Origin of the sequence: Desulfosediminicola sp. (assembly GCF_048381775.1) — a bacterium.
Classification (GTDB): Bacteria; Desulfobacterota; Desulfobulbia; order Desulfobulbales; family Desulfocapsaceae; genus Desulfopila; species Desulfopila ganghwensis.
Genome location: NZ_JBLXGE010000002.1, coordinates 519,226 through 541,469 on the forward strand (window position 1 = coordinate 519,226; position 22,244 = coordinate 541,469).

At 49.1% G+C, this 22,244-nt stretch carries 14 protein-coding genes and 2 pseudogenes; 9 read left to right on the forward strand and 7 right to left on the reverse strand.

Going from position 1 to position 22,244, the window contains the following annotated elements; all coding sequences use genetic code 11:
- Positions 1 to 122: 122 nt before the first annotated feature.
- Positions 123 to 1,094, reverse strand: a complete 972-nt coding sequence (locus ACN5NT_RS05210) for a DUF1848 domain-containing protein (protein ID WP_419174722.1) — start codon at positions 1,092 to 1,094, stop codon at positions 123 to 125.
- A gap of 334 nt (positions 1,095 to 1,428) precedes the next feature.
- Between ACN5NT_RS05210 and ACN5NT_RS05215 the strand changes: the two genes are divergently transcribed.
- Positions 1,429 to 2,181 (forward strand): class I SAM-dependent methyltransferase, encoded by a 753-nt coding sequence (locus ACN5NT_RS05215; protein WP_136795515.1) that lies wholly within the window; start codon positions 1,429 to 1,431, stop codon positions 2,179 to 2,181.
- Between the two features lie 48 nt (positions 2,182 to 2,229).
- Here the strand turns inward: ACN5NT_RS05215 and ACN5NT_RS05220 are convergent.
- A pseudogene (locus ACN5NT_RS05220) lies at positions 2,230 to 2,546 on the reverse strand (hypothetical protein).
- Positions 2,547 to 2,727: 181 nt separating this feature from the next.
- Here ACN5NT_RS05220 and ACN5NT_RS05225 point away from each other — a divergent pair.
- Both ACN5NT_RS05225 and ACN5NT_RS05230 read left to right on the forward strand, forming a co-directional pair.
- Positions 2,728 to 4,626, forward strand: a complete 1,899-nt coding sequence (locus tag ACN5NT_RS05225; protein ID WP_419174723.1) for a TIGR00341 family protein — start codon at positions 2,728 to 2,730, stop codon at positions 4,624 to 4,626.
- A gap of 17 nt (positions 4,627 to 4,643) precedes the next feature.
- On the forward strand, positions 4,644 to 5,786 hold the full coding sequence (locus ACN5NT_RS05230; protein WP_419174724.1) for an ABC transporter substrate-binding protein: 1,143 nt from the start codon (positions 4,644 to 4,646) through the stop codon (positions 5,784 to 5,786).
- A 139-nt stretch (positions 5,787 to 5,925) separates the two neighbouring features.
- On the opposite strand, the gene ACN5NT_RS05235 is transcribed toward ACN5NT_RS05230, so the two are convergent.
- Entirely contained in the window at positions 5,926 to 6,375 is a 450-nt protein-coding gene (locus tag ACN5NT_RS05235; RefSeq protein WP_419174725.1) for a cytochrome C, read from the reverse strand.
- Positions 6,376 to 7,024: 649 nt separating this feature from the next.
- Between ACN5NT_RS05235 and ACN5NT_RS05240 the strand changes: the two genes are divergently transcribed.
- From ACN5NT_RS05240 to ACN5NT_RS05255, 4 genes are all read left to right on the forward strand, one after another.
- A complete protein-coding gene (locus tag ACN5NT_RS05240; RefSeq protein ID WP_419174726.1) occupies positions 7,025 to 7,489 on the forward strand; it encodes a hypothetical protein in 465 nt (154 codons plus the stop codon).
- A 246-nt stretch (positions 7,490 to 7,735) separates the two neighbouring features.
- Positions 7,736 to 8,812 (forward strand): efflux RND transporter periplasmic adaptor subunit, encoded by a 1,077-nt coding sequence (locus tag ACN5NT_RS05245; protein WP_419174727.1) that lies wholly within the window; start codon positions 7,736 to 7,738, stop codon positions 8,810 to 8,812.
- 8 nt (positions 8,813 to 8,820) lie between these two features.
- Positions 8,821 to 11,925 carry an efflux RND transporter permease subunit gene (locus tag ACN5NT_RS05250; RefSeq protein WP_419174728.1) on the forward strand — a complete coding sequence of 1,035 codons (3,105 nt, stop codon included), beginning with the start codon at positions 8,821 to 8,823 and terminating at the stop codon, positions 11,923 to 11,925.
- Between the two features lie 78 nt (positions 11,926 to 12,003).
- The gene (locus ACN5NT_RS05255; protein WP_136795519.1) at positions 12,004 to 12,438 is read left to right on the forward strand and encodes a ferritin-like domain-containing protein; all 435 of its coding nucleotides are present in this window, start codon (positions 12,004 to 12,006) and stop codon (positions 12,436 to 12,438) included.
- Between the two features lie 300 nt (positions 12,439 to 12,738).
- Here ACN5NT_RS05255 and ACN5NT_RS05260 read toward each other — a convergent pair whose 3' ends face one another.
- From ACN5NT_RS05260 to ACN5NT_RS05275, 4 genes are all read right to left on the reverse strand, one after another.
- Positions 12,739 to 13,128 (reverse strand): cytochrome c3 family protein, encoded by a 390-nt coding sequence (locus tag ACN5NT_RS05260; RefSeq protein WP_136795520.1) that lies wholly within the window; start codon positions 13,126 to 13,128, stop codon positions 12,739 to 12,741.
- Between the two features lie 22 nt (positions 13,129 to 13,150).
- Entirely contained in the window at positions 13,151 to 14,677 is a 1,527-nt protein-coding gene (locus ACN5NT_RS05265) for a flavocytochrome c (protein WP_419174729.1), read from the reverse strand.
- A 199-nt stretch (positions 14,678 to 14,876) separates the two neighbouring features.
- Positions 14,877 to 16,319 (reverse strand): flavocytochrome c, encoded by a 1,443-nt coding sequence (locus ACN5NT_RS05270; protein ID WP_419174730.1) that lies wholly within the window; start codon positions 16,317 to 16,319, stop codon positions 14,877 to 14,879.
- A gap of 1 nt (position 16,320) precedes the next feature.
- Positions 16,321 to 17,976, reverse strand: a complete 1,656-nt coding sequence (locus ACN5NT_RS05275) for a PAS domain S-box protein (protein ID WP_419174731.1) — start codon at positions 17,974 to 17,976, stop codon at positions 16,321 to 16,323.
- Positions 17,977 to 18,113: 137 nt separating this feature from the next.
- On the opposite strand from ACN5NT_RS05275, the pseudogene ACN5NT_RS05280 reads away from it, so the two are divergent.
- Together ACN5NT_RS05280 and ACN5NT_RS05285 are read left to right on the forward strand one after the other, a co-directional pair.
- A pseudogene (locus ACN5NT_RS05280) lies at positions 18,114 to 18,506 on the forward strand (transposase); the annotation flags it as partial.
- A 473-nt stretch (positions 18,507 to 18,979) separates the two neighbouring features.
- Positions 18,980 to 21,964, forward strand: a complete 2,985-nt coding sequence (locus tag ACN5NT_RS05285; protein ID WP_419174732.1) for a PAS domain S-box protein — start codon at positions 18,980 to 18,982, stop codon at positions 21,962 to 21,964.
- Positions 21,965 to 22,244 lie beyond the last annotated feature (280 nt).

Genomic DNA, 22,244 nt, shown 5'->3' on the forward strand with positions numbered 1-22,244 from the left:
CCACAAAATAGGAATGCAAACAGAAAAATCAGATATTATGCTTTGTTATACGACAAACATATAATCATGAGACAGAATCATTCGGCATAGCCCGCCCAAAAATAACACTGCTGTGGTGATAGCTAAAAGAGCTTGAGCTGTTTTGATGCAACTGTACAGGCTTTATCTGTTTTCACCTTTTTCACAGATGGCTTGGCATCATACCTGCCAAGAAGCGAGGGGGACGTGGGATCATGTTCGGAGTAATTTCGTTGGGCAACGTTGAAGCTGCTGGTCGCATAGCAATAACTGCAACCGAATAGGCAGGAGTCGTACATACCGATGTCACGACTTACCGCGCAACCGCATTCCTTGCGCTGAGATGGATCTTTTCTGGCAGAGACATCAACCTTGAAGACCTTTCGTATCAGGTCATCATCAATACATTTACCGGGAGATACCCCCAAAGATTCCAGGTTCATCTTTTCAGCACAACTCAGCAGCCTTATGTCGTGCGATCCGGCCATTCGCATCAACTCAGCAACGAGGGGTTCAACATCCCTAAACCTGATATTGCCTGAGTGATTCACTGTTATGTTTTTTTGTTTGAGTTCATCAATACGCCGCGATGCCTTCCGGTAGAAATCGACGAAGCTGATAAAACAACGTTTGGTATACCCGGCAAGTTTCCCGGCAATTCTGCCGAAATTGTCGAGGTGGTAAGAAGCCGGGGTAATATTGCCCAGGATGATCGGATCATAACGCCAGATCACCCGCTCAGGGCCTATCTTGTCGGCAAGCTCTTGAAAAACAGCCAGCGCCTTGTCAACTTCTGGAGAATAGGGGTCTATCTCCCCTGGATTGTTCACCAGAGTAAACAGGAAATAGTAGTTCAAGCCCCTCCCATCCAGCTCTTGCAAATGGGCCAGAAGTGGTTTGGGGTTACGGGTCCAGAATACTATCGCGTCTACATCTTCGGGCGATAGCGAGATATACGAAATTTGCTTTCGGTTGAACGGGTTGGGCACCGCGCAATAGCCTGCTGCGATTCTGTTGATAAGCCATTGGGAATAAAAGGCGGGGATATCCGTTCTACGGCTTGCGCTGATAATCATCTGGTACCAGATTTGAGATTGTGAAACGGGGCCAGGTCTTGGATTGAGACTTTTCGCTATTCGCAGATATTATTTTGCTTACTGTCGAATAACGCAAGCCTATGTGTTTTTCAATATAACAGTAACCTGTCAGGGCAGTTCCTGCCTCTTCGAAACAGTTCGAGATTTCTTTTACGATTTTTTTGGCTTATTGCAAAACCACCTTTACAACTTACCGTAATTGTATATGTAGCCCGGCTCTTTAAGGCTCAGCCTAACTGGACTTCGACGAATACTGCGATAAATGATGCAATAAATACTCTGATAGATACTTTGACACTACGTGGAGGAAAAAATGGAAGATTTCCAGCTTTTAGCTGACCTGCATTTACGGCAAAAACGTCAGGGACCGGGGGGAAGCGCTGCAACGAAAATGGCAATTGATCTGGCCATGCTCGATCCCTCCGCACCACTCAAAATTGCTGATATCGGCTGCGGTACTGGTGCTTCTACTCTCGATCTTGCACGCCGGCTCAATGCGGAAATCACCGCGGTGGATTTTCTGCCTGAGTTTATCAAGAAGCTTATCGCAGATTCAGAAAAAGAAGGTCTAGGTGACAAAATAACCGCCGTGGTCGGTCCAATGGAAAATCTGCAATTTGAGGATGATGAGCTTGATGTAATCTGGTCGGAAGGGGCAATATACAACATTGGTTTCGAGAAAGGAGTTAATGAGTGGCGTCGTTTCCTCAAGCCGGAGGGGATACTGGTGGCATCTGAGCTTACCTGGATAACCGGTGATCGACCAAATGAAATCCAGGAACATTGGAACACTGAGTATGCTGAGGTGGATACAGCCTCGGCCAAGATTAAGGTTCTGGAGGATGCCGGCTATTCTCCGGTTGCCTATTTCTTCTTACCCGAGCATTGTTGGTTTCAAAATTATTACGGTCCCTTGCAGGACAGTTTTGCCGAATTCCTGAGGCGTAACGCAAACAGCGAAAGTGCCCAGGCAATAGTTGAGGCAGAGAGAAAGGAAATCGCTCTTTATGAGAAATATAAGGGGTATTACAGCTATGGGGTCTATATAGCCAAAAAGTTGGGGTGAGACCTGATAAATCAGGGAAAACACGCTCAACGCACCTCAAATTTCATGTTAACTTTCAGGGACTTTGACACGATTGAAGTCCCAGGCACCCTCGCCGAGCCAGTCCCTGAGCATTTTGAGATGTTGCTGGCGCTCTTCATCATCGTCACCAAGATATTCATACATGTCCCCCGGCTCCTGATTGTCTAAACGGTGCAACATCCCGCCTGTTGCCGGCCATACCACGTAGCTCATGAAATGAAGGTATCCATCCAGGAACCGAGCTCTCTCCTCCTATCCCCTGCCAGTCTCCCATCTTTGTACTCCGGAGTGTCACTACCATGACAATCGAGGCAGCGTTGCTCCAGCATTGGTTGAACATCCATGTGCCAGGTGAGCCCCCCTGCTCTACGATGCAAGGCATCTTGAATTGTGCTATTTGCAATACTAACTGAGCTTTTGCTGCAAAACAGACAGGGCTTTCATTATAATATTGTTAAGAGCAGTTCGTACGCAGAGAGCAGGAGCTAATAAGGTCTCTGAAAGCAAAAGACAGGGTTTGCGTCTATGGGTAACCGTGTTGATTCAGATCTTTTTGTCTATTCGGAAGCGGGTAAAGGCTATCATGACAGACTGGCCAGGAACAGCTCGGGCACTGTTGTTACCTCATTGCCCATGGATACATTCAGCAAAAATCCCGAAGCTTATCTGCGGTCAACACAACATATCGTCGTAGCGGCAGAACTCTCGAGCATAAAGCAGGTGATCGAAATTGCCGTTGAACATGGTGCAAGCCTCGGGATTTTGCCACTTGACGATCAGAAGGCTCTGGTACAGTGCTATGGTCTGCCGAAAAACACGCAAGACCGGATCGACATAGCCCTCAAGTCGGAACATGACCAGATCGACATTGTCCGCTGCAATAACCATATCCTGCTGTTCAAAGGGGTGTTCGGCAGACTCCCTCTATTTGACAGCCATATGGATTCAAGCAAAATCCAGGTTGTCTGGGACGCACTCAAGAGAGTGTTTTCACTGCAGCTGCACCCTATAACGATCAGCACAGCCGATAAAAGAAAAACACAAATCACAACAGCGGCAAGCGGCTGTGTGATTCTTGAAGAGGCAGAGAGCGGCCTGCTCCCAAAAAGCATCAGCGATGATTGCTCGAACCGTGACGGTATGATTTCACTCGTCCTGGTCGCGCCATTCTCTGTCATTGACTATTTACGCCTGATTTGGGCCCAACTTGTTTCCGGTCCCAATTCCAGCCTAATGCCCAACTCAATCGGTTTGGTCAAAAGTTCGCAAATAGCAGTTGATTCAGAAGATCCTTTAACCGTTTCCATTGACGGTGAAGGTGTGACAACAACACCGGTATATCTCAGCATTGCTCGACAGGCGTTAAAGATCAACCACGGGCTGCCCAAAAAAAGCACGCAAGACGGTGAATCACGTTGCCAGGAAAAGGTTTTAACCGCGTCCCTGCCAACCGGCAAAGAGCTGAATAGAGCCGGGGGCAAAAGATTACCATTCTTCACATATGCATCTGAACAAAGGTTCAAGGATTTATTTACCGCTCTCAGAGATGATGCCCTGCTTGATTCGAAATATATCCTGTTAATGGTGCTTTCAACGATTATTGCCACTGTTGGCCTATTTCTGAACAGCGCCTCTGTCATCATCGGAGCTATGCTGCTCGCCCCGCTCATGGCTCCGATAATTGCAATGGCTATGGGGCTGTTGCGCAATGATCGTAGCATGTACAGACAATCTTTCAAAAAAATTATGGTGGGGATCATACTTGCGCTTGCCACCTCCGCTACCATTACAGTTATTTCTCCATATCAGCCATTTACTCTGGAAATGCAGGGCAGGCTCAATCCGACGGTACTCGATCTTGTCGTGGCAATTGTGGCTGGAATCGCCGGCGCCTATACCAAATCTTTCAAGGAAATCCTGCAAAGCCTGGCCGGGGTTGCCATCGCTGTTGCTTTGGTTCCCCCTCTGGCTGTTGCCGGAATCGGTCTTGGCCGATTCGATATTTCATTTTTCAGCCAGGCATTTTTACTGTTCTCAACCAACTTGATTGGTATCGTCCTGGCAGCGACCTTTACTTTCAGGGTTCTTGGTTTTTCCCCGGCGGTTCGCGATAAACGCAGACTGAGTGTTGTCAGCCTCTTTTTATTGGCTATTTTCATACCGCTTTTTCTGTCCTTTCAGGGAATAGTTGAGCGAGCACGGTTTGAGAAAAGCTGGCAGTATGAGCGCTTCCTGGTGAACGGGAAATACCTGATCGTCGACACAGCCGAGCTTCATACATTTCATCGGGTAAAGGTACTGACCGTTGACCTCCAGGTCAGGGAGCAACTCAATCGCAGCGATCTGAATGAATTCAAGCGCAAAGTAAAACGTAACTTCTCAGATAATCTCGTGATCAGGGCCAAGGTCACATATATCCCTTAACTGCGTGGTCATCCGGAATGAAGCATATCCTATTAGTTCTCCTTTCTGGCATACTGGCTACTGTATTTGTGGCCTGCGAGAATCAGCAGTCGTTTAAGGTAAGCGGAAATACTATTAAGATCGGATTTATCGGTCCAATGAGCGGTTCGGACGAGATGTGGGGGAAAAGTGGCCTGCTTGGCAGCCAGATAGCGTTGCAGATTAAGCCGTATTTAATGAACGGCGACAGAGTTGAGCTCATTGTCGAGGATGACCGGAATAGTCCGCAACTGGCCGTAGCAGCTCTTCGAAAACTTGCTGTTACCGATCAGGTATCCGCTGTTTTGATCATGTCAGACAGTGAAACAGTACTCAGGTTAAAAGAGGACGCCGCTGTTTACAAAACGCCTATTTTAGCCCTCAATGCGACTCATCCTGATATTACGAACAGCGATTATATCAGTCAGCTGACTTTCAATGACTCAATTCAGGGTACGGTCGCTGCACTTTACGTCATTGACGAACTGCTCATTGAGCATGTAGCAGTGTTCAAGGACGTGTCCCAGCCCTATTCGGCCTTTCTGGCAGACACCTTCACCCATACCTTTACAGAGGTAGGCGGTACAGTGGAATTGGTCGAGTTTGGCCAGGGCAGCACAGCGCATATCGATAGCCTTGAGAGACTTAAGGACCAGGGCATAACATTTCTCTATACGCCGCTGACCGTTGAGCAAATCCTGGGAATTGGCCTTGAAATAAGAAAAACCTCATGGCATCCGAAAGTGATGGCAACTGACGGTTTACTGAGTCAATTTATCCTGCAATATGATGAACAGATCGCGGTGGTTGAAGGGATGCTCGCCACCGACCTCTACACAACCGGGGTGACTAAAACCGCTTTTGGTAAAGAAATATATCGAATTTACCAAAAGGACTTCAAAGAGTTGGGAACAACCTTTACCCTCCTCGGTTCTGAGGGAATAGCTCTTCTGATGGCGGCGATAGATCGCTGTGACAACAGTTCGGATAGAGACTGCATCAACAGGTCATTGCGAAAAACCAATGACTTCGAAGGGTATCTTGGAAAGATCAGCATCAAAGAGAATGGCCAGGCTGAACGTGCAATTTTCATCAACCAGATCGTCAATAATCATTTGATGTTTATTGTGAAAATCTATTGATCCTCGATTTTTCCTGTCCCCTGTCTGCAGATACGCTTTTACTCACTATCGAATATTGCAGGCCTGGGTACATTTCGATCTGTTTAACAAACCGCGCTCATTCAAGACCTGACCATATCGGTCACATTGTTGCGGATGATCAATACTTCGCCTTAATCATCTCCAGCTGTTCCTTGGTAATTCCCGGCACACCATCCCGCTCCTGCCAGCGATTGAGGTTCCAGGCGCCCTCGCCGAGCCAGTCCCTGAGCATTTTGAGATTTTTCAGGCGCTCTGCATCATCGTCACCGAGGTATTCACACATGTTCCCCGGCTTCTGATCGTCCAAACGGCGTATCATCGCACCTGTTGCCGGCCAAACCACGTAACTCATGAAATGAGGGTAGGTATCCATCCGGGAACCAACCTCTTTCCTCTTATCTCCTAACAGCCTCCAATCGTTGTACTCCGGAGTGTCACTACCATGACAATCGAGGCAGCGCTGCTCCAGCATTGGTTGAACATCCTTACGCCAGGTAAGTTCCTCTGCTGCTACTGGAGATACAAAAAATGCAGCAATCACTGCAAACAACGGGACAATTTTCAACATTTCGAAATCCTCTCTAACTATTTGATTTTTCAGGTTCAGCAAAACAGGCTCGGCTTTCAGGTCAATTATTGTTTGATCCTTTCATCGTAATACCTGCTGGCTCCGCCAAGGTTGTCAGCTCTGTAAAGGAACAACATGCGAATCGTAGTGGGTTCTTCCTGCCTCCCTGTATGGTCAGAGAGACTGTATAATCAGGATTTTATACTGTTAAACTTTTAACGAATCGCCCGAAGACACTAGGGGTAATTGCGACTGGAATGCTTTTTAAGAGTATTAGTGCAGAACACGTTCCATTTGTGAAATGCGCCGATGATTTAGCCCGGAAAAAGAGATGGGCAACCCTTGAGTTGCGTATCTGCTGGGTATACAAATACAATTTAGCCTTCTTCACTTATACTAGCCTGGGTGTACGTACCATTATTCAATGTCATGGCAGGACCGACACCTCAATTGAAGGCCATACTCCATTGCTGCCATGTTGCCCAGCCCTCTATCTTTCTGTATAATTTTACATAAAGAGCGTCAGGGACCAGGAGCTATTCGGCAACCCCTAACATCATAAAAGAGTCCCTAGCCCTTAACCCTTGGGGGCCTTGGAGGGAGGAGTGTTGCACTTATTATCTGAATTCAGCCACAAGGCCTCGAAAACATGAAATATGTTATTGAAAGGATACTGACAGGTGTGCATCTGGTTGCCGCTCTCATATTGGTGGTTCTTTCCTTAATAATCATGTCGTTCTCTATTTATGAGGTGTACTCCGGCATAAAGTTCGATGATACTTTTATACCTGCAATTCTTCAGGCCGTAGGTGCTATAATTATATCCGCTGCTATCCTGGATGTTGCCGGTTATATGATTGAAGAAGAAGTATTCAAGAACAAGGAACTTAGAGATCCGGTTGAAGCGAGAAAGACAATTACCAAAATTATTGTAATTATCACCATCGCAGTAAGCATTGAAGGGCTGGTTTTCATTTTCAAGGCCGGCACAAATGATTTAAAACTTTTGCTCTATCCTGCCGCGTTAATATTGTCGGCAGCGGTTCTGATTGTTGCACTTGGGCTCTATCAAAAACTCAGCGCCTCAGTTGAAAAAATAGATCGAAAATTATAACACCTATCATTTTAAGCCATTAACGCGGACTCGCTGAAGCCCACCATCGACTTGCCTGAAAAATCTCATTGTATAACCGCTGCTCCCACGCCCTGACTAGATTGACTTCACCTTTTTGAGTTATACTTTCTCAAGACCTGCGAGAAGTCGTTTTCGTTCTCAGCCCAAAAGTGGATGATTTTCCTGCAGGTGGTCAAATGTTTCATTCCTTCATCCGGAGTTCGTCCACCTTGAGGTAATCCTCCTATGAATCGCCCTCTCTCACTTTTCTTTTTTTGTACGATCACGGTTGCACTGTTTATAATAAATTCTGCGCTCGCAAAACCACCGGTACAGGTGATTATCAGTGAAGTTGTAGCAAAAGAGTTCGGGGATAAAATAGAGGCACTGGGCACATTACGAGCCAATGAATCTGTGCAAATCACCGCAGCGGTGACGGACACCATCACGGTCCTGCATTTTGAGGATGGGCAGAGGGTGAACAAGGGTGATGTGCTTGTTGAAATGACCAGTCAGGAAGAGCACGCCCTTCTTGCAGAGGAACAGTCGAGGGTGGCAGAGGCTCAAAAGCAGTATGATCGGCTGAGTACACTGGTCGGCAAGGGGGTTACATCTACATCTGAACTCGATGAACAGCAACGGGAACTTGGCACGGCCCAGGCGAGATTGCGGGCAATTGAGTCGAGACTTCAGGACAGGCTGATTCTTGCGCCGTTTTCAGGGGTGGTAGGCTTGAGAAATATTAGCGTCGGCGCTTTAATTGAGCCGGGCGACATGATAACTACCCTGGATGACGACAGCGTAATGAAGCTGGACTTTACAGTACCATCCATTTACCTCGCTTCGTTATATCAGGGGCTTCCGATAGAGGCGAAAGCGGCAGCATTTTCCGACAAGATCTTCACCGGCAAGGTCAGCAGCATTGATAGCCGAATTGACAGCTCGACCAGATCAATAAGCGTTCGCGCCCTTATCCCTAATCCGGAAGAGCTTTTGAAACCAGGGCTACTGATGAATGTTATCCTGCTGAAAAATCCCCGATCTGCCCTGGTTGTGCCCGAAGAAGCCCTGGTTCCTGTGGGAGGGAAAAACTTCGTCTACGTGGTGGACCCTTCACAGGAGTCCCCTCGAGCGGAACACCGCCAGATTCAGACTGGCCTTCGCAGGCAGGGAGAGGTCGAGGTTGTGGAAGGTGTGCGGGAGGGTGAATTTGTCATCACCCATGGCACAATCAAGGTACAACCCGATCAACCCGTCTCCGTTATAACCACAGAAAAAGGGAGTGAATCGCTGGAACAGTTACTCTCAAGCGGAGAGGATTGAGGCCAGCAATGATACTCTCAGACATTTCCGTCAAACGCCCGGTATTCGCAACCGTGCTCTCATTACTTCTCATGGTTTTCGGCCTTGTTGCATTCACCAGCCTCCCTCTTCGTGAATATCCTGATATCGACCCGGCTGTAGTAACTGTTGAAACACTGTACCCGGGAGCCTCTGCCAACGTTGTAGAAACGCAGATAACTGAACTGATAGAGGAACGGATTGCCGGGGTAGAGGGAATTTTTTCGATTTCGTCGAGCAGTGAGGACGGCGCGTCGAGGGTAACCGTGGAGTTTACCACTGCACGAGATGTTGATGATGCCGCTAACGACATAAGGGACAGGGTATCAGGTATAATCGACGACCTGCCCGATGAAGCCGACCCGCCGGAAATAGAAAAAGTTGATTCGAATGATGATGTCATCATGTGGCTGAACCTCACCAGCGACCGGTTATCCGTCCCTGAGCTCACTGACTATGCGGACCGCTATCTGGTGGACAGGTTTTCGGTACTCGATGGCGTCTCAAGGGTGCGACTTGGTGGTGGCCAGAGTTTTGCCATGCGTATCTGGTTAAATCGAAACGCTATGGCGGCGCGGGAAATTACCGTAAGTGACGTTGAGCAGGCTTTGCGCCAGGAAAACCTTGAACTGCCCGCAGGGGCAATCGAATCGGTCGAACGCAGCCTGACTGTCCGAGTCAATCGCACCTTCCAGGGCGCCGCGGATTTCGAGCGATTAGCGGTTACGCGGGGGGAAGATGGATATATTGTGCGTCTTACCGATATTGCCCGTGTAGAACGGGGTACTGTCGAGGATCGTACTTTTTTCAGGGGCAATGGCGAGGCGATGATTGGTCTTGGTATCATCAAGCAGTCAACGGCGAATACCATAGATGTGGCCCGTGCGGCTAAGGCTGAAACCGAACGGATCAATTCCGCCCTGCCGGAGGGGATGGTAATACTGCAGAGTTATGATACTTCGGTTTTTGTTGAAGATGCCATCGCTGAGGTTTACAAAACCCTGCTGATTGCAATCGGCCTTGTTTTCCTTGTCATTTTTCTTTTTCTGGGCAGCTGGAGGGCAACCATTGTCCCTGCCGTGACGGTTCCTGTATCAATCATTTCCTCTTTTATCGCTCTCAGCGTTTTCGGCTTTTCGATAAACCTGCTGACATTGCTGGCACTGGTGCTGGCCATCGGCCTGCTGGTGGATGATGGGATTGTAGTATTGGAGAATATTCACAGGCGGATAGATGAATATGATGAGACACCGCTTGTTGCAGCATATAAGGGGACACGCCAGGTTGGTTTTGCGGTCGTAGCAACCACTCTGGTGCTGATCGCAGTCTTTGTGCCCATTGCATTTCTGGAGGGTGATGTGGGCAGGCTCTTTTCTGAATTTGCCCTGACCATGGCTGCGGCTGTTGCTTTTTCGAGCGTTGTTGCCTTGAGTTTTTCGCCCATGCTTGCCTCGATTTTGCTCAAAAAGAAGAGAACAGATGACGCCAGAAAACCGTATATCGATCGATTTTACAGATGGATACGAAGAACCTACCGCAGGGTACTGAAGCTGTCGTTGAAGCGACCCGGCATCATCCTCACGCTCTTTGCAGCCTTGATAGCTGGTACATATTGGCTGTTCATCAACATTCCGACTGAATATGCCCCGAAAGAAGATCGCGGAGCGTTCTTTATAATCGTCAACGGCCCGGAAGGTGCGACCTACGCCTACATGAAGGAATACATGGATGAGATCGAGCGACGACTTATGCCGCTCGTGGACAAGAACGAGGCAACCCGGCTGCTTGTGCGTACTCCACGATCGTTTTCCAGTTTCGCAAATTTCAATACCGGCATTGTTATCATAGTGCTGAATCTTTGGAGCGAACGGCGGTCAGCGTGGGAGATAATGGATGAAGTGCGTGGTTTGCTGGCCGGGTTACCGGGGGTACGCGCCTTTCCTGTGATGCGCCAGGGGTTCGGCGCCTCAATTCAAAAACCATTGCAGTTCGTGATAGGCGGAGGAACCTACCAGGAACTGGCAGAATGGCGCGACATCCTGCTCTCTGAAATATCGGTCAATAATCCTGGGCTGATAGGCCTTGACTATGATTACAAGGAAACAAAACCCCAGCTCCAGATCGACATTGACTACGACAGAGCGGCAGAGTTAGGTGTCACAGTGGCCTCTATCGGCAGAACCCTTGAAACCCTGTTCGGCTCGCGTAGGGTAACGACCTATATCGAGGAAGGGGAGGAGTACGATGTGATTGTCGAGGGGGAACGTGACAGGCAGCGAACACCCGCAGATCTTGAATCGGTATACGTTCGCTCACAGCGAACCGGACAGCTTATCCCTCTCTCAAACATGGTGTCACTCAGGGAGTTTGCCGATTCCAACACCCTCAACCGTTATAACAGGGTGCGGGCCATTACCCTGGAGGCCAATCTGGCTGACGGCCTGGTTCTCGGGGATGCCCTGGATTTTCTGGAAAACCTTGTGCGTGAAAAGCTGCCGGAAAAAGTGCTGATCGATTACAAAGGAATCTCAAAAGATTATAAAAGCTCATCCCAGTCGATTGTCTTTGTCTTTCTCCTTGGTCTGGTGGTTGTCTTTCTTGTGCTGGCCGCTCAGTTTGAAAGCTTCATTCATCCATTGGTCATTATGTTTACCGTGCCGTTGGCCATGGCGGGGGGCTTACTTGGACTGTACCTTACTGGCTCGACTCTTAATCTCTACAGCCAGATCGGGCTGGTCATGCTTATCGGGCTGGCTGCCAAAAACGGTATCCTGATTGTGGAGTTCATTAATCAGCTCCGCGCCAGCGGCTATTCATTTTATCGTGCCATTCTGCAAGCTGCCGAGGTGCGATTGCGCCCCATCGTCATGACGGGGATTACCACTGCCGCAGGCGCATTACCCCTGATCCTCTCCAGCGGTGCCGGTGCGGAAACCCGCATGGTAATAGGTATTGTTGTTCTGGCAGGGGTGTTGACCGCCACCATTTTCACCCTTTTTGTAGTCCCTGTGGCTTACAGTCTTTTAGCCGGTAAGACCTCGCCTGCCGACGAGCGTGCCAAGCGTCTTGCTGAGGAAATGGCTGCAACCAGATAAAATAGACCACACCTCTTTCTTGTACCATTTTTTTTGTGCTACAGTCATATCAACAACCCTAACCTGGAGGATGTTCAAATGAGTGCACCGCCGACCGTTTCCCAAGAACTCAAGGATATGTTGAATGATGCTATCGCCCGCGAAATTTCCGTCTCAATTTCGTACATATGGCAGCATGTGCTGATGACAGGCTTACAGGGCTTTGCGGTGAAAGGTGAAATCAAGAAAATCTCGATAGTCGAGATGAAACATGCCGAAGAAATCGCAGAGCGACTCGTTTATCTGGGGGGCATGCCAACAACAAAACCCACCCCGATTACAATTGGGGAAAACCTGGAGGAGATGCTCACCATCAATCGGGATCTTGAAGCGGATGCCATTGAATTTTACCGGGACATAGCGGACAAGGCCGAAGAAGAGGGAGATATGGTCACGGCCGATATGTTTCGGAGGATACTGGCCGATGAAGAAGAGCATCACGATACTTTTGCGGGGCTTCTGGAAGCGTCCTGAGTTAAGAGTGATCAGCTCTCGAATCTAAGTATCCATTCTTTTTTAGATACACTGTTTTCTTACTGCCGAATAAGTCAGGCTTTTATACATCGATATCTGGCTATGCATGCATCCTGATTGGAAACGATTTCAGACAACACGAAAATTCAAGGCCCGACCCCGACCGCCGGCACAGTGAAGCGTCCTCCGCGTTTGGGCAGCAGTGACGGGACGCCTCTTTTAAAAAGGAAAAACGGGCAGGCAAACATTCTCCCTGTTCACCTGCCCGTTTTTCAATGGCTATGTCAACTGTAACCGCTATTACTGTTTGTAATTGGGGTATTCAAATGAGTGGCAGCCGGCACACAGAGGCTTACTTTCCTGGTGCTCACCATGACATTCCATACAGGGGACATCCTTGCCATAATGCAGGTTGTTATGCGGGTTCTGCCATTTCTCGTCTGCCGGTCTGGCGGTAGCCTCCACCAGCTCATCACCATCATGGCACTCAAAACAGGCAAAGTCTGCAGGAAAAGTCTCCGGCTTCGCGTTGTTATGACAGGAATCACAGGATTCTCCATCATAGAGATCAGCATGATAGCTTCTTCCCTTGGTATCGCCAAACTGCTTCAGGGTCTCCCCGGCAAAAACAGATCCGGCTACAAAAAGAGCGCATGCCGCTATAAGTACAATCTTCAGTCGTGTTTTCATAATACCTCCCAGTCTTCGTCTATCACGCTTTCATCATGCTTCTGGCCGCCGTCATGCCCATGACCATACAGTCAGGTATCGAGCAACTGCCAAGACGGCTGACACCGTGCATTCCACCGGTTACCTCGCCCGCCGCATACAAGCCCGGAATAGGCTTCCAGTTATCAGAACTGATCACGCGGGCAAGGACATCGACCTTGGCACCGCCCTGACAATAGTGCACTTTCGGCCAGTTGCGGATAACGACAAAAGGAGCTTCGATATATTTTCCTTTCGCTTTTTCCATCGGTTTGCCGAACTGCTCATCCACGCCGGACTTCACGTATCCGTTGTACTCCTCGATCTGGGCTTTAAGGGGCTCGATCGGCACCTTGAAGTGCGCTGCCAGCTCCTCAACAGTGTCAAATTTCCAGCCGACACCATATTTCAGCACCTTTTTCATGGTCGGGTGCTCTTTGGCATGCTTATAGCTCGTAATAGTAATTGGCGGCAGCGGGTTACCAGCATCATCACGGCAGGCCAGTTGCGCATCTGAACGGGTCTTGCGGTCTGCAATTTCGTTCATGAAACGCTTGCCCGTCCTGGTGAAGACAGAGATGGAGTGGGCAAAATTATAAATGGAATAGTTGGAAACATAGCCGAAGCCGTCTTCATCGGGGGATGCCCAGGGGCCGGTCTGGATATAGGCCATGTGGACTGGTATCGCGCCCGCTTTGAAGAGTTCCAGCAAGGCCTCACCGGTTGCACTCGGCGGGTTGGTTGAAGGAACCTCAGCGGTCAGAGTCGGATCCTGAGCCTGCCTGAGACCAACGTTGCGCGCAAACCCGCCGGTTGCGATCAGTACGCCGCGCTTTGCCTTGATGTTTACCGGAGAGCCTTCCGTGTCCCGACCGAAATAATGGCCCTTCAGGATTTGTACACCAATCACCCTGCCTTCTTCGTCATGGATGAGGTGATCGAATTTTGCCCGGGTCACCATCTGCACCCCGAGTTTCTTACACTGCTGAACCAATGGCTGCACGATACCGGCACCGCTGGCACTGGTTGTCTGGTAGGTACGTGGGACCGAGTGACCGCCAAGCTGCTGCAGATAGGGGAAATATTCGCTCCCCGCATCCAGGGTCATCCGCAGAGCCTCTTCCGCATGTTTGGCCACATGCAGCAGGAGGTCTTTGTCAGCAACACCGCGCCCGGCCTTCAGCTGGTCTGCCGTCATGGTCTCGGGTGAATCCTGCACTCCTTCTTTTTTCTGCAGTGGTGAAGCCGGTACGGCAAAAAGGCCGCCATTGTAGGTTGAGTTGCCTCCGAAATATGGCATTTTGTCATACACCACAACATCTTTTGCACCGAGGTTTCTGGCCTCTATGGCAGCTGCCAATCCGGCAAAGCCACTACCAATGATTACAATTTCATGCTCTTCAGCCCACACAGTGGAACTCTCTGCGGCCACGGCTTTCAGTGCCGGGGCTGCAATAGTTGCCGCCCCGACCATCCCCATCCCGGCCAGAAACTTTCTGCGATCTGGTTGATATTCGTTTGTCTTGCCCATACTTATCCTCCCATGAAGTAATTATTTTCCCGGCCCGGCTTATAATGACCTTCATAACCCGGACCGAAAATCACCTGTAGAGAGTGAATGTATCGCGCCTGACGTAATGAATGTAGGGGAGGTATCGGGGTATTATCGGGTAAAAAAACATACCCGATAATAGTTTGTATTTGTTGTTTTTACCCAGCAGCAAAGGCTCTCAGTGCATTTCCCGGCAAACATTTTTGCCGGCTATTCGCCCGAAGACAAGACATTCAACCACAGAGTTGCTCCCAAGCCGGCTGGCACCGTGGATTCCACCGGTTACCTCGCCTGCAGCATAGAGCCCCTCTATAGGCCGACCGCTTTTGATATGCACAACTCTGGATTGGGTATCTATCTTGATCCCGCCCATGCAGTAATGCACTTTGGGGAGCAGGCGAATAGAATAATATGGCGGCTTTCCGATAGGCTTGAGCCCTGCCTGAAGAGGCTTGCCGAACTCGGCATCCCTGCCATGCTGCAAATAAAGGTTATACCTCTCCAGCGTTTCCCGCAGGGCTTCCAAAGGGATCATGTTGTAGGTCGCGAGTTCCTCAATCGAGTTGAACGCCTTAACAACACCGCGCTTCAGGCACTTCTCCAGAGTCGTTGCATGGCTTACCCCTTCTGAGTCGACAATGGCAACAGGCGTGCGGTCGTTCATCAGCATCGCATCCGTGCGGAGTCGTCTATCCGACGTCTCGTTGACAAACCGTTTTCCGGTATTGGCATCCACCATGATGCCGTAGGGAAAACCGGCCAGCAGGGTGAACATGGAGCCGACTCCCCATCCCTTTTCATCAAAAGAAGCCCACGGCCCGAGCTGTATCCAGCAGAGTTGCAGCGGAGAGCCGCCGATCCCCATGGCGGCGATCAATCCCTCGGCTGTGGCACCGCTGTGATTGGTTGTATCGACCAGGTGTGTCAGCCTGGGATCTTGAATGGACCTGAAGGAAACATCGCCACCAAAACCACCGGTAGCAAGCACCACCCCTTGACGGGCACGTATATACTGCAATGTACCGGATTCTTCATTGGGATGATAATACCCCGCCTGAATGGCTACTCCGGTGACTCGGCCGTCGGGAGCCTGCACAAATTCGGAAAACCGGGCCCTCATTCGCACTTCTATACCAAGGTGCCGACATTTTTCCAGCATCGGTTGAATGATGCCGGAGCCCGTACCCGTTTTGGTGATATACGTTCTCGGTACCGAATGCCCGCCGAGCTGGTTGAGGTTATCTTTATAGGCAACGCCAAGGTAGTCTATGGTCCACTTCAGTGTTTCCCAAGAGTTTGAAGCAACAACATGGGCCAGTTCCGGATGGTTGAGTTCCATTCCTGCTTTCAGCATATCCTCAAGCATCAGCTCCGGCCTGTCTTCTATGCCGTCTCTGTGCTGGAGTGGTGATCCGGCCGCCGCAAACAGTCCACCGCTGATCGCAGAGTTCCCGCCGGGTATACGCATCTTTTCAAGAACGATCACCTTGCTGCCGCCGAGCCTCGCCTCCAGTGCCGCCGCAAGACCGGCAAAACCGGAGCCAATGACGACCACGTCATACTCTTCAGCCCAGGAAATACCTGCCTCACCCTCTTGTACTTCATCCATTCCCGTATACATACTACAGACCCCTGTCTGCCAAAAAAGTGTGTAGATTAATTTCTTTTCCCCGCAATCCCAGTTTTTTGCGAATGTTCTTCCGGTGCGTCTGAATCGTCTCGAATGACAGATTCAGGGTGTCGCAGATCTCCTTGCCGGTCAATCCCGCCTTGACGAAGCGACAGATGCGAAGCTCGGTTTTACTCAACCTGAGGAGATCTCCATCGAGAGCCTGGGAAAAATCCTCGGTAAGAGAAATCATCTGCTCCTCCAGCATCGACAAATAGCCGGAACGCCATTCGTCATCACGCTCGTTCCTGATACGCGAGAGAGTTGGCAACAATGAGTTGCGAATTCGCAATGAAAGGTTCTCCTCAAATTCCTTTTTCTCTTTCTCTATGGACTTGAGCACATTCCTGAGAGTCAGATTCATCTCTTCAGCATGCTGCTTTTGCTCGACAATCCGTGTTTCCAATTTTTTCTGCTGGGTTATATCTGAGACGATAAGCGGCCAGAAAGTCCTGTTGTCGAGCGTCATCGAGGTAACCGTGATAAGTGCCGGGAACTTCCTGCCGTCAACATACAGGCTCTGGGATTCAACTCTGAGTACTTCCCCCTCTTCAAGCTCACGACATGTCTTTGACATAACCAGAAAGCCCTGCTCATCGGTAAAGGATTGGTAGTAGCTGCCAATGAGCACTTCCAGCGGAACCCCATACATCTCACTCGCCATCCGGTTGGCCTGAACGACCTCCAGTTCGCTATCAAGCAAAAGAATACCTTTGCCCACAGACTGGAAAATTGAATCCAGCAGCTTTTCAGACTTTGCGAGGGCACGGGTCCGCTCTTTGACCCTTTGCTCCAGAAGCTGCCTGTGATCGACAGCACAGGTAATATCATTGAGGATAAAGAGGAACCCCCGTGCCAGCGGATACAATCTGGACAGCAGCCGTATCTGCAGATTATACGTTTTCCTGATTCCGGCCACTTCGATAGTCAGTTCATTATTCGTATCGGGTGGATACATACTGAGAATCGACTCAAGTTCGCCCTCTATCTGCAGCAGCTCGCCGCAAAAACGGCCTGCCAATCGTTCGCCGGAAAAAGCGATGTGTACAATTGGGTTCACTTCCAGAATGAGCCCGGCCTCATCAGTTATGAGAACCAAATTGGAAGTAGACTCGAAAATGCACTTGTATGTGGACGGCCCAATAACGATTTGCGGTTCGATCGCTCCTTCGTCCCTGTTCTTTGCTGCCTGCCACCTGGTAATCATGGTGATCTCGAGGCAATCGGTCACACAGTGCAGGAGGTTGAGCATGAGTGACTTATGGTTTTCTGATGCAGCAACGCCCCGGGTGTATTGCTCCAACGCAACCCTCATCATCTTGATACAGTGAACCACTTGAACTACATCCGCTCCCTTTGCAGTAATATCGGTCAGGCTCTTCACGAGGGCACTTGTCTCAGCCTCACTGAAACGGGTAGCCCCCCCTCTTTCATCGAGGGTGCAAAGCTTGGTACCAACAACTTTGATCAGCTGTAGAAAGAGAGCGTTCGCCTCGTGCCGGGAGATGTCTTGAAGGGCAAGGTGGGAGGTATGCAGATATTGCCGCACCCAGATCTTAAGAACTTCCGGGAGGCCATCTTCAAGCTGTTTTACAAGATCTGCAAGCATAAAAGAAAGAAACGTACAAAAATCTGGTTTATGTTGATCGCAAGCGCCCACAAAATCGCAATTAAATCCTGGAACCATATCTCAACCTTCACCAATAGTAAAACGATTCCTTGTTTGCGATGAACAGTTCCAGGAAATTGCAGCGGTCAGATCAAGTGTGGTGTGCTGACATTACATATATTCCAATGCCACGAGGTCATCTTTATCTCGTGGCCATTATAGATTGGCATAGTCGGGCTGTCCTAGCCTGGTGGCTTTCAAACATCATGGATTGTGACTTTTGTGTTGCTGCCCTGGAGGATACCATCAACCTTTATGGAGTACCCGAAATCTTCAACACTGACTAGGGCATCCAATTTACCTGTTTTGATTTTACCAATGCTCTAAAAACAGCTGGCATCAGCATCTCTATGGATGGCAAAGGGCGTTGGATGGATAACGTTTTCATAGAACGACTCTGGCGCTCGGTGAACTGGGAGTGCAAATATTTGCAAAGACTTGAAACGGGTTCAGAGTTGAGAAAGGGGCTAAAATACTAATTTCGTTTTTATAATTACCCGATACCATATTCGTTTTGTGATGGGAAACTGCCAATGGCGGCATGGCCAACAACAGAGATTCCACCTTAATCATGCCCCGAGCCTGTCCAACGAATTGGGACCAATTCTATATATCAATGTTGAAAGCTCTTCAGAATCACATGATAAACTTGTGAAATGTATTAACCACCTGTTCCTGAGCTCCTGCTCTGGTGAATATCCCTGTTCTGCGGATCGCAGAATTATGATATATTAGGTTCTTATTCAGGTGCTACTAGTGATTACTACTGTTTTCCTTGCACAACTTAGCCACTAAGAGGAGCAACCCACCCACATTTCCGCTATCACTCCACCACACCTGTCATGCTGCTTTAGCAGGAGGCCTTGCCGACGAAGTATCGAGAATCCAGTGACACCGATTCCCTTGAGTTCTACCTGCACTCTCTCTGTGAAGGAGGAAACATATGTTTAATAGTAACTGCTCGAAAAGAAATGACAGCCTGCTTGAAGTGGTAGGGGAAGCTAAAATCAGACAGTTACAGCAGCGATTCTACGAGGCGACAGGCTTTGCCAATGCATATCTTAGCACCGATGGCCAGCTCATCTCCTATGCGGGTAAACCCGAGTCCGTCTGCATGAACATGATACGGACAACCCCCCTGGGATTGCACAGATGCCGGAAATTGGTCCTTAAAAGTCGGAAAGATGCCAATGGCAAAAACACAAATGTCTTTCGATGCCATGCCGGCATGCTAGACGGCAAAATTCCTATTACCGTCGGAAACGATACCCTGGGCTTTCTGGTCATGGGGCAGGTTTTTGATGCGCCCCCATCCAAGAACGAGGCTCTCTCTTATGCCAGGGAACTCGATCTTGATCCTGAAGCCTACTGGTCCGCACTGCAGAAAGTCAAAGTTGTCCCCAGGGAGAAGATTGAAGCTGCAGCACTGCTTCTTGAGTTCATGGCCAGTGAAATAGCAACAATGGCATACAACAACATTCAACTCCGAAAAGAGATTGTTGCCAGAAAGAAGACCGAAAAAAAGCTCCGTCAACTCAACAGGGAACTGGTTAATGTCAATGAGGTATTAGAACAAGAGCGAAACCTCTTTGTCACCGGAAATGTCGTTGTAATGAAATGGCAGAGTAAGGACGGTTGGCCGACAGAATATGTCTCGCCCAATATCAAGGAGTTGCTTGGATATGAGGTTGATGATTTTCTGTCCGATAAAACCACCTATGCGGACCTGATTTACCCGCCCCATCTCGACAGGGTAAAAGAGGAGGTGCAGTCCTATACCCGCAAGGGAATCAACCGATTCAGCCATCTCCCATACTGTCTTGTGGCCAAAAATGGACAGTTAATTTGGGTTGAACATTTTACCACCATCCAACGCAACGAGCAGCAGGAGGTAACGCATTACCAGGGATACCTGGTTGATATTACATCCCTCAAAGATAGTGAGGAAAAATTTCGCCTGCTTGTGGAACATGCACAGGATTCGATTTTTCTCACAGATACTTCCGGTCGTATTCTCATGGTCAACCAGCAAGCATGTAGCTCCACCGGCTACAGCAGAAAAGAGCTGCTGACCATGACCACAGATCAGATTGAAGTAGCTTCCTCAAAAGCAGAGATAAAGGATATTATCCATCAAATCAACCAGGGGAGCCTGGACAGGACTCTCGGCCTGCACAGAAAGAAAGATGGAACAACATTTCCGGTAGAGGTTGCCCTGTGCAGTTACACAACCAGGGAAAAGACATTTGTGCTGGGGCTTGCCCGTGACATCACTACGCATAAGAAAGCAGAGCAGGCACTGGTTGACAGTGAAAAAAGATATAGGAGCATATTTGAATTCACCCCTATCTCCGTATGGGAACAGGACTTAACAGAGGTAAAAAAGTATATCGACAATCTGGCGGAAGCAGGGATTACCGACATTCAGTCGTATTTTAAGTCAAACGTCGAGGTCGCCCGGGTATTGGCCCGAACAGTAAAAATAGTCGACATTAATTCCACAAGCCTGAAGCTTTTTGAAGCAGATACCAGGGAACAGCTGCTCAACGAGTATTCATATGTGTTTACAGAGAAACAATCGCTTCCTCTTTTTATCGAGGCTGTATCAGCACTTGCCAGTATCGGTTATTCAGAGTCGCAGTTGTACAACATTCGCACACTTAAGGGGAACAGGCGCGTAGCCCGGATCAGGGGAGCGATTGTGCCCGGAAGCGAAGCCAGCTGGTCGAGGGTGCTGTTCTCCATGGGTGACGTGACAGAATTACTTGACGCACAACGACAGGCGGAGACGGCGAATCAGACCAAATCCATTTTCCTTGCCAATATGAGCCATGATCTGCGAACACCCATAAATGGAATCTGGGGGACTCTGCAACTGCTTCAGGCAGAGGCGCTGGAAGAGAGCGCGCGGGGATATGTTGAAATGGGCATCAACTCCTGCAGGCGTCTGACGGGTCTGGTTTCTGATATACTTGATATCTCAAAAATAGAGGCCGGCAAAATGGCCCTTCAACCGAAACCGTTCAGGCTCCGGGATGTTCTGGGCGGTATCGATACCATGTTTTCCTTGATGGCTTCGGAAAAGAACCTCACCCTGTCATTTACCCAGCATACAAACGTTCCGGACTCCCTGTATGGAGATGACAACAGGTTGTCTCAGATCTTGATGAATCTTGTCGGCAACGCAATCAAGTTCAGCCGGACAGATGATATTCACACCGAAATCGCTACGATACATCGGACCCCAAAGAAAGTCTGCTTACTGATCACAGTCTCTGACAACGGCATTGGGATCGCTGAAGATGATATCCCCAATCTTTTCAATCCTTTCACCCAAATGAAGAGCAAAACGGTCCAACAGGGAGCGGGGCTTGGCCTTGCTATTGTCAAGCAGCTTGTTCTCCTGATGGGGGGCGGTATCTGCGTTGCCAGCCAGGAAGGGGTGGGAACAAGCTTTTACCTGAACTTACCTTTTTATCTTCAGGAGCAGAGTGCTGATAACGTTTCTTTGCTTGATTCCCTGGAACAGACAAAAAACATCGGTTCTTTTAATGCCCTGATCATCGAAGATGATTTCGTCAGCAGAATCGTCATATCGTCTATGTTGGAGAAAATCGGAGGCAAAACTGACCAGGCAGGAACCGGAGAGGAAGGTTTAAAGCTGCTACGGGAAAAGGATTACGATATCGCGTTTGTCGACATCCAGTTGCCGGGTATGAATGGTTTAGAGGTAACCAGGACACTTCGCGCCAACCCTATCGCGAGCAAGGCGAATATTCCGATTATTGCGATGACAGCAACTGCAATGGCCGGCGATAAAGAGAAGTGTATACAAGCCGGCATGAACGACTATATCACCAAACCAGTCGAGACCAACTTCTTACATGCGTCTGTTCAAAAATATGTCGGTTTACAGACGAAGCTCTAAGCTCAGGCCCGGAGCTGCTGAAAGGATCGTACCCGATATGTGAGGAAGGTTTCTAGATATCCTTACGGAATTGCCTTGAATTGCAGTCATGGTTTGCCCATCTGGTGCACAACAGTCAAAGAGCAGAAGATAACCGGGGCTGCTGGTCTTATTTATACCCCCTGCGGTTCACCTTCGGATTCACGCTCTTTCACATCATGCAAGCCATAAAAGTCGTAAACCGATTAAGAACATTAGCGCCAGAACAATTAGGCGAAAAAGTTCCTGCGATACTCTTTTA

What these genes read in the sequence shown, in the direction of transcription:
- ACN5NT_RS05285 (WP_419174732.1), top strand. Translation starts at nt 18,980, where the DNA reads ATGTTTAATAGTAACTGCTCGAAAAGAAATGACAGCCTGCTTGAAGTG.
- ACN5NT_RS05245 (WP_419174727.1), top strand. Translation starts at nt 7,736, where the DNA reads ATGAATCGCCCTCTCTCACTTTTCTTTTTTTGTACGATCACGGTTGCA.
- ACN5NT_RS05225 (WP_419174723.1), top strand. Translation starts at nt 2,728, where the DNA reads ATGGGTAACCGTGTTGATTCAGATCTTTTTGTCTATTCGGAAGCGGGT.
- ACN5NT_RS05260 (WP_136795520.1), bottom strand. Translation starts at nt 13,128, where the DNA reads ATGAAAACACGACTGAAGATTGTACTTATAGCGGCATGCGCTCTTTTT.
- ACN5NT_RS05235 (WP_419174725.1), bottom strand. Translation starts at nt 6,375, where the DNA reads ATGTTGAAAATTGTCCCGTTGTTTGCAGTGATTGCTGCATTTTTTGTA.
- ACN5NT_RS05265 (WP_419174729.1), bottom strand. Translation starts at nt 14,677, where the DNA reads ATGGGCAAGACAAACGAATATCAACCAGATCGCAGAAAGTTTCTGGCC.
- ACN5NT_RS05210 (WP_419174722.1), bottom strand. Translation starts at nt 1,094, where the DNA reads ATGATTATCAGCGCAAGCCGTAGAACGGATATCCCCGCCTTTTATTCC.
- ACN5NT_RS05270 (WP_419174730.1), bottom strand. Translation starts at nt 16,319, where the DNA reads ATGTATACGGGAATGGATGAAGTACAAGAGGGTGAGGCAGGTATTTCC.
- ACN5NT_RS05240 (WP_419174726.1), top strand. Translation starts at nt 7,025, where the DNA reads ATGAAATATGTTATTGAAAGGATACTGACAGGTGTGCATCTGGTTGCC.
- ACN5NT_RS05250 (WP_419174728.1), top strand. Translation starts at nt 8,821, where the DNA reads ATGATACTCTCAGACATTTCCGTCAAACGCCCGGTATTCGCAACCGTG.
- ACN5NT_RS05230 (WP_419174724.1), top strand. Translation starts at nt 4,644, where the DNA reads ATGAAGCATATCCTATTAGTTCTCCTTTCTGGCATACTGGCTACTGTA.
- ACN5NT_RS05255 (WP_136795519.1), top strand. Translation starts at nt 12,004, where the DNA reads ATGAGTGCACCGCCGACCGTTTCCCAAGAACTCAAGGATATGTTGAAT.
- ACN5NT_RS05275 (WP_419174731.1), bottom strand. Translation starts at nt 17,976, where the DNA reads ATGCTTGCAGATCTTGTAAAACAGCTTGAAGATGGCCTCCCGGAAGTT.
- ACN5NT_RS05215 (WP_136795515.1), top strand. Translation starts at nt 1,429, where the DNA reads ATGGAAGATTTCCAGCTTTTAGCTGACCTGCATTTACGGCAAAAACGT.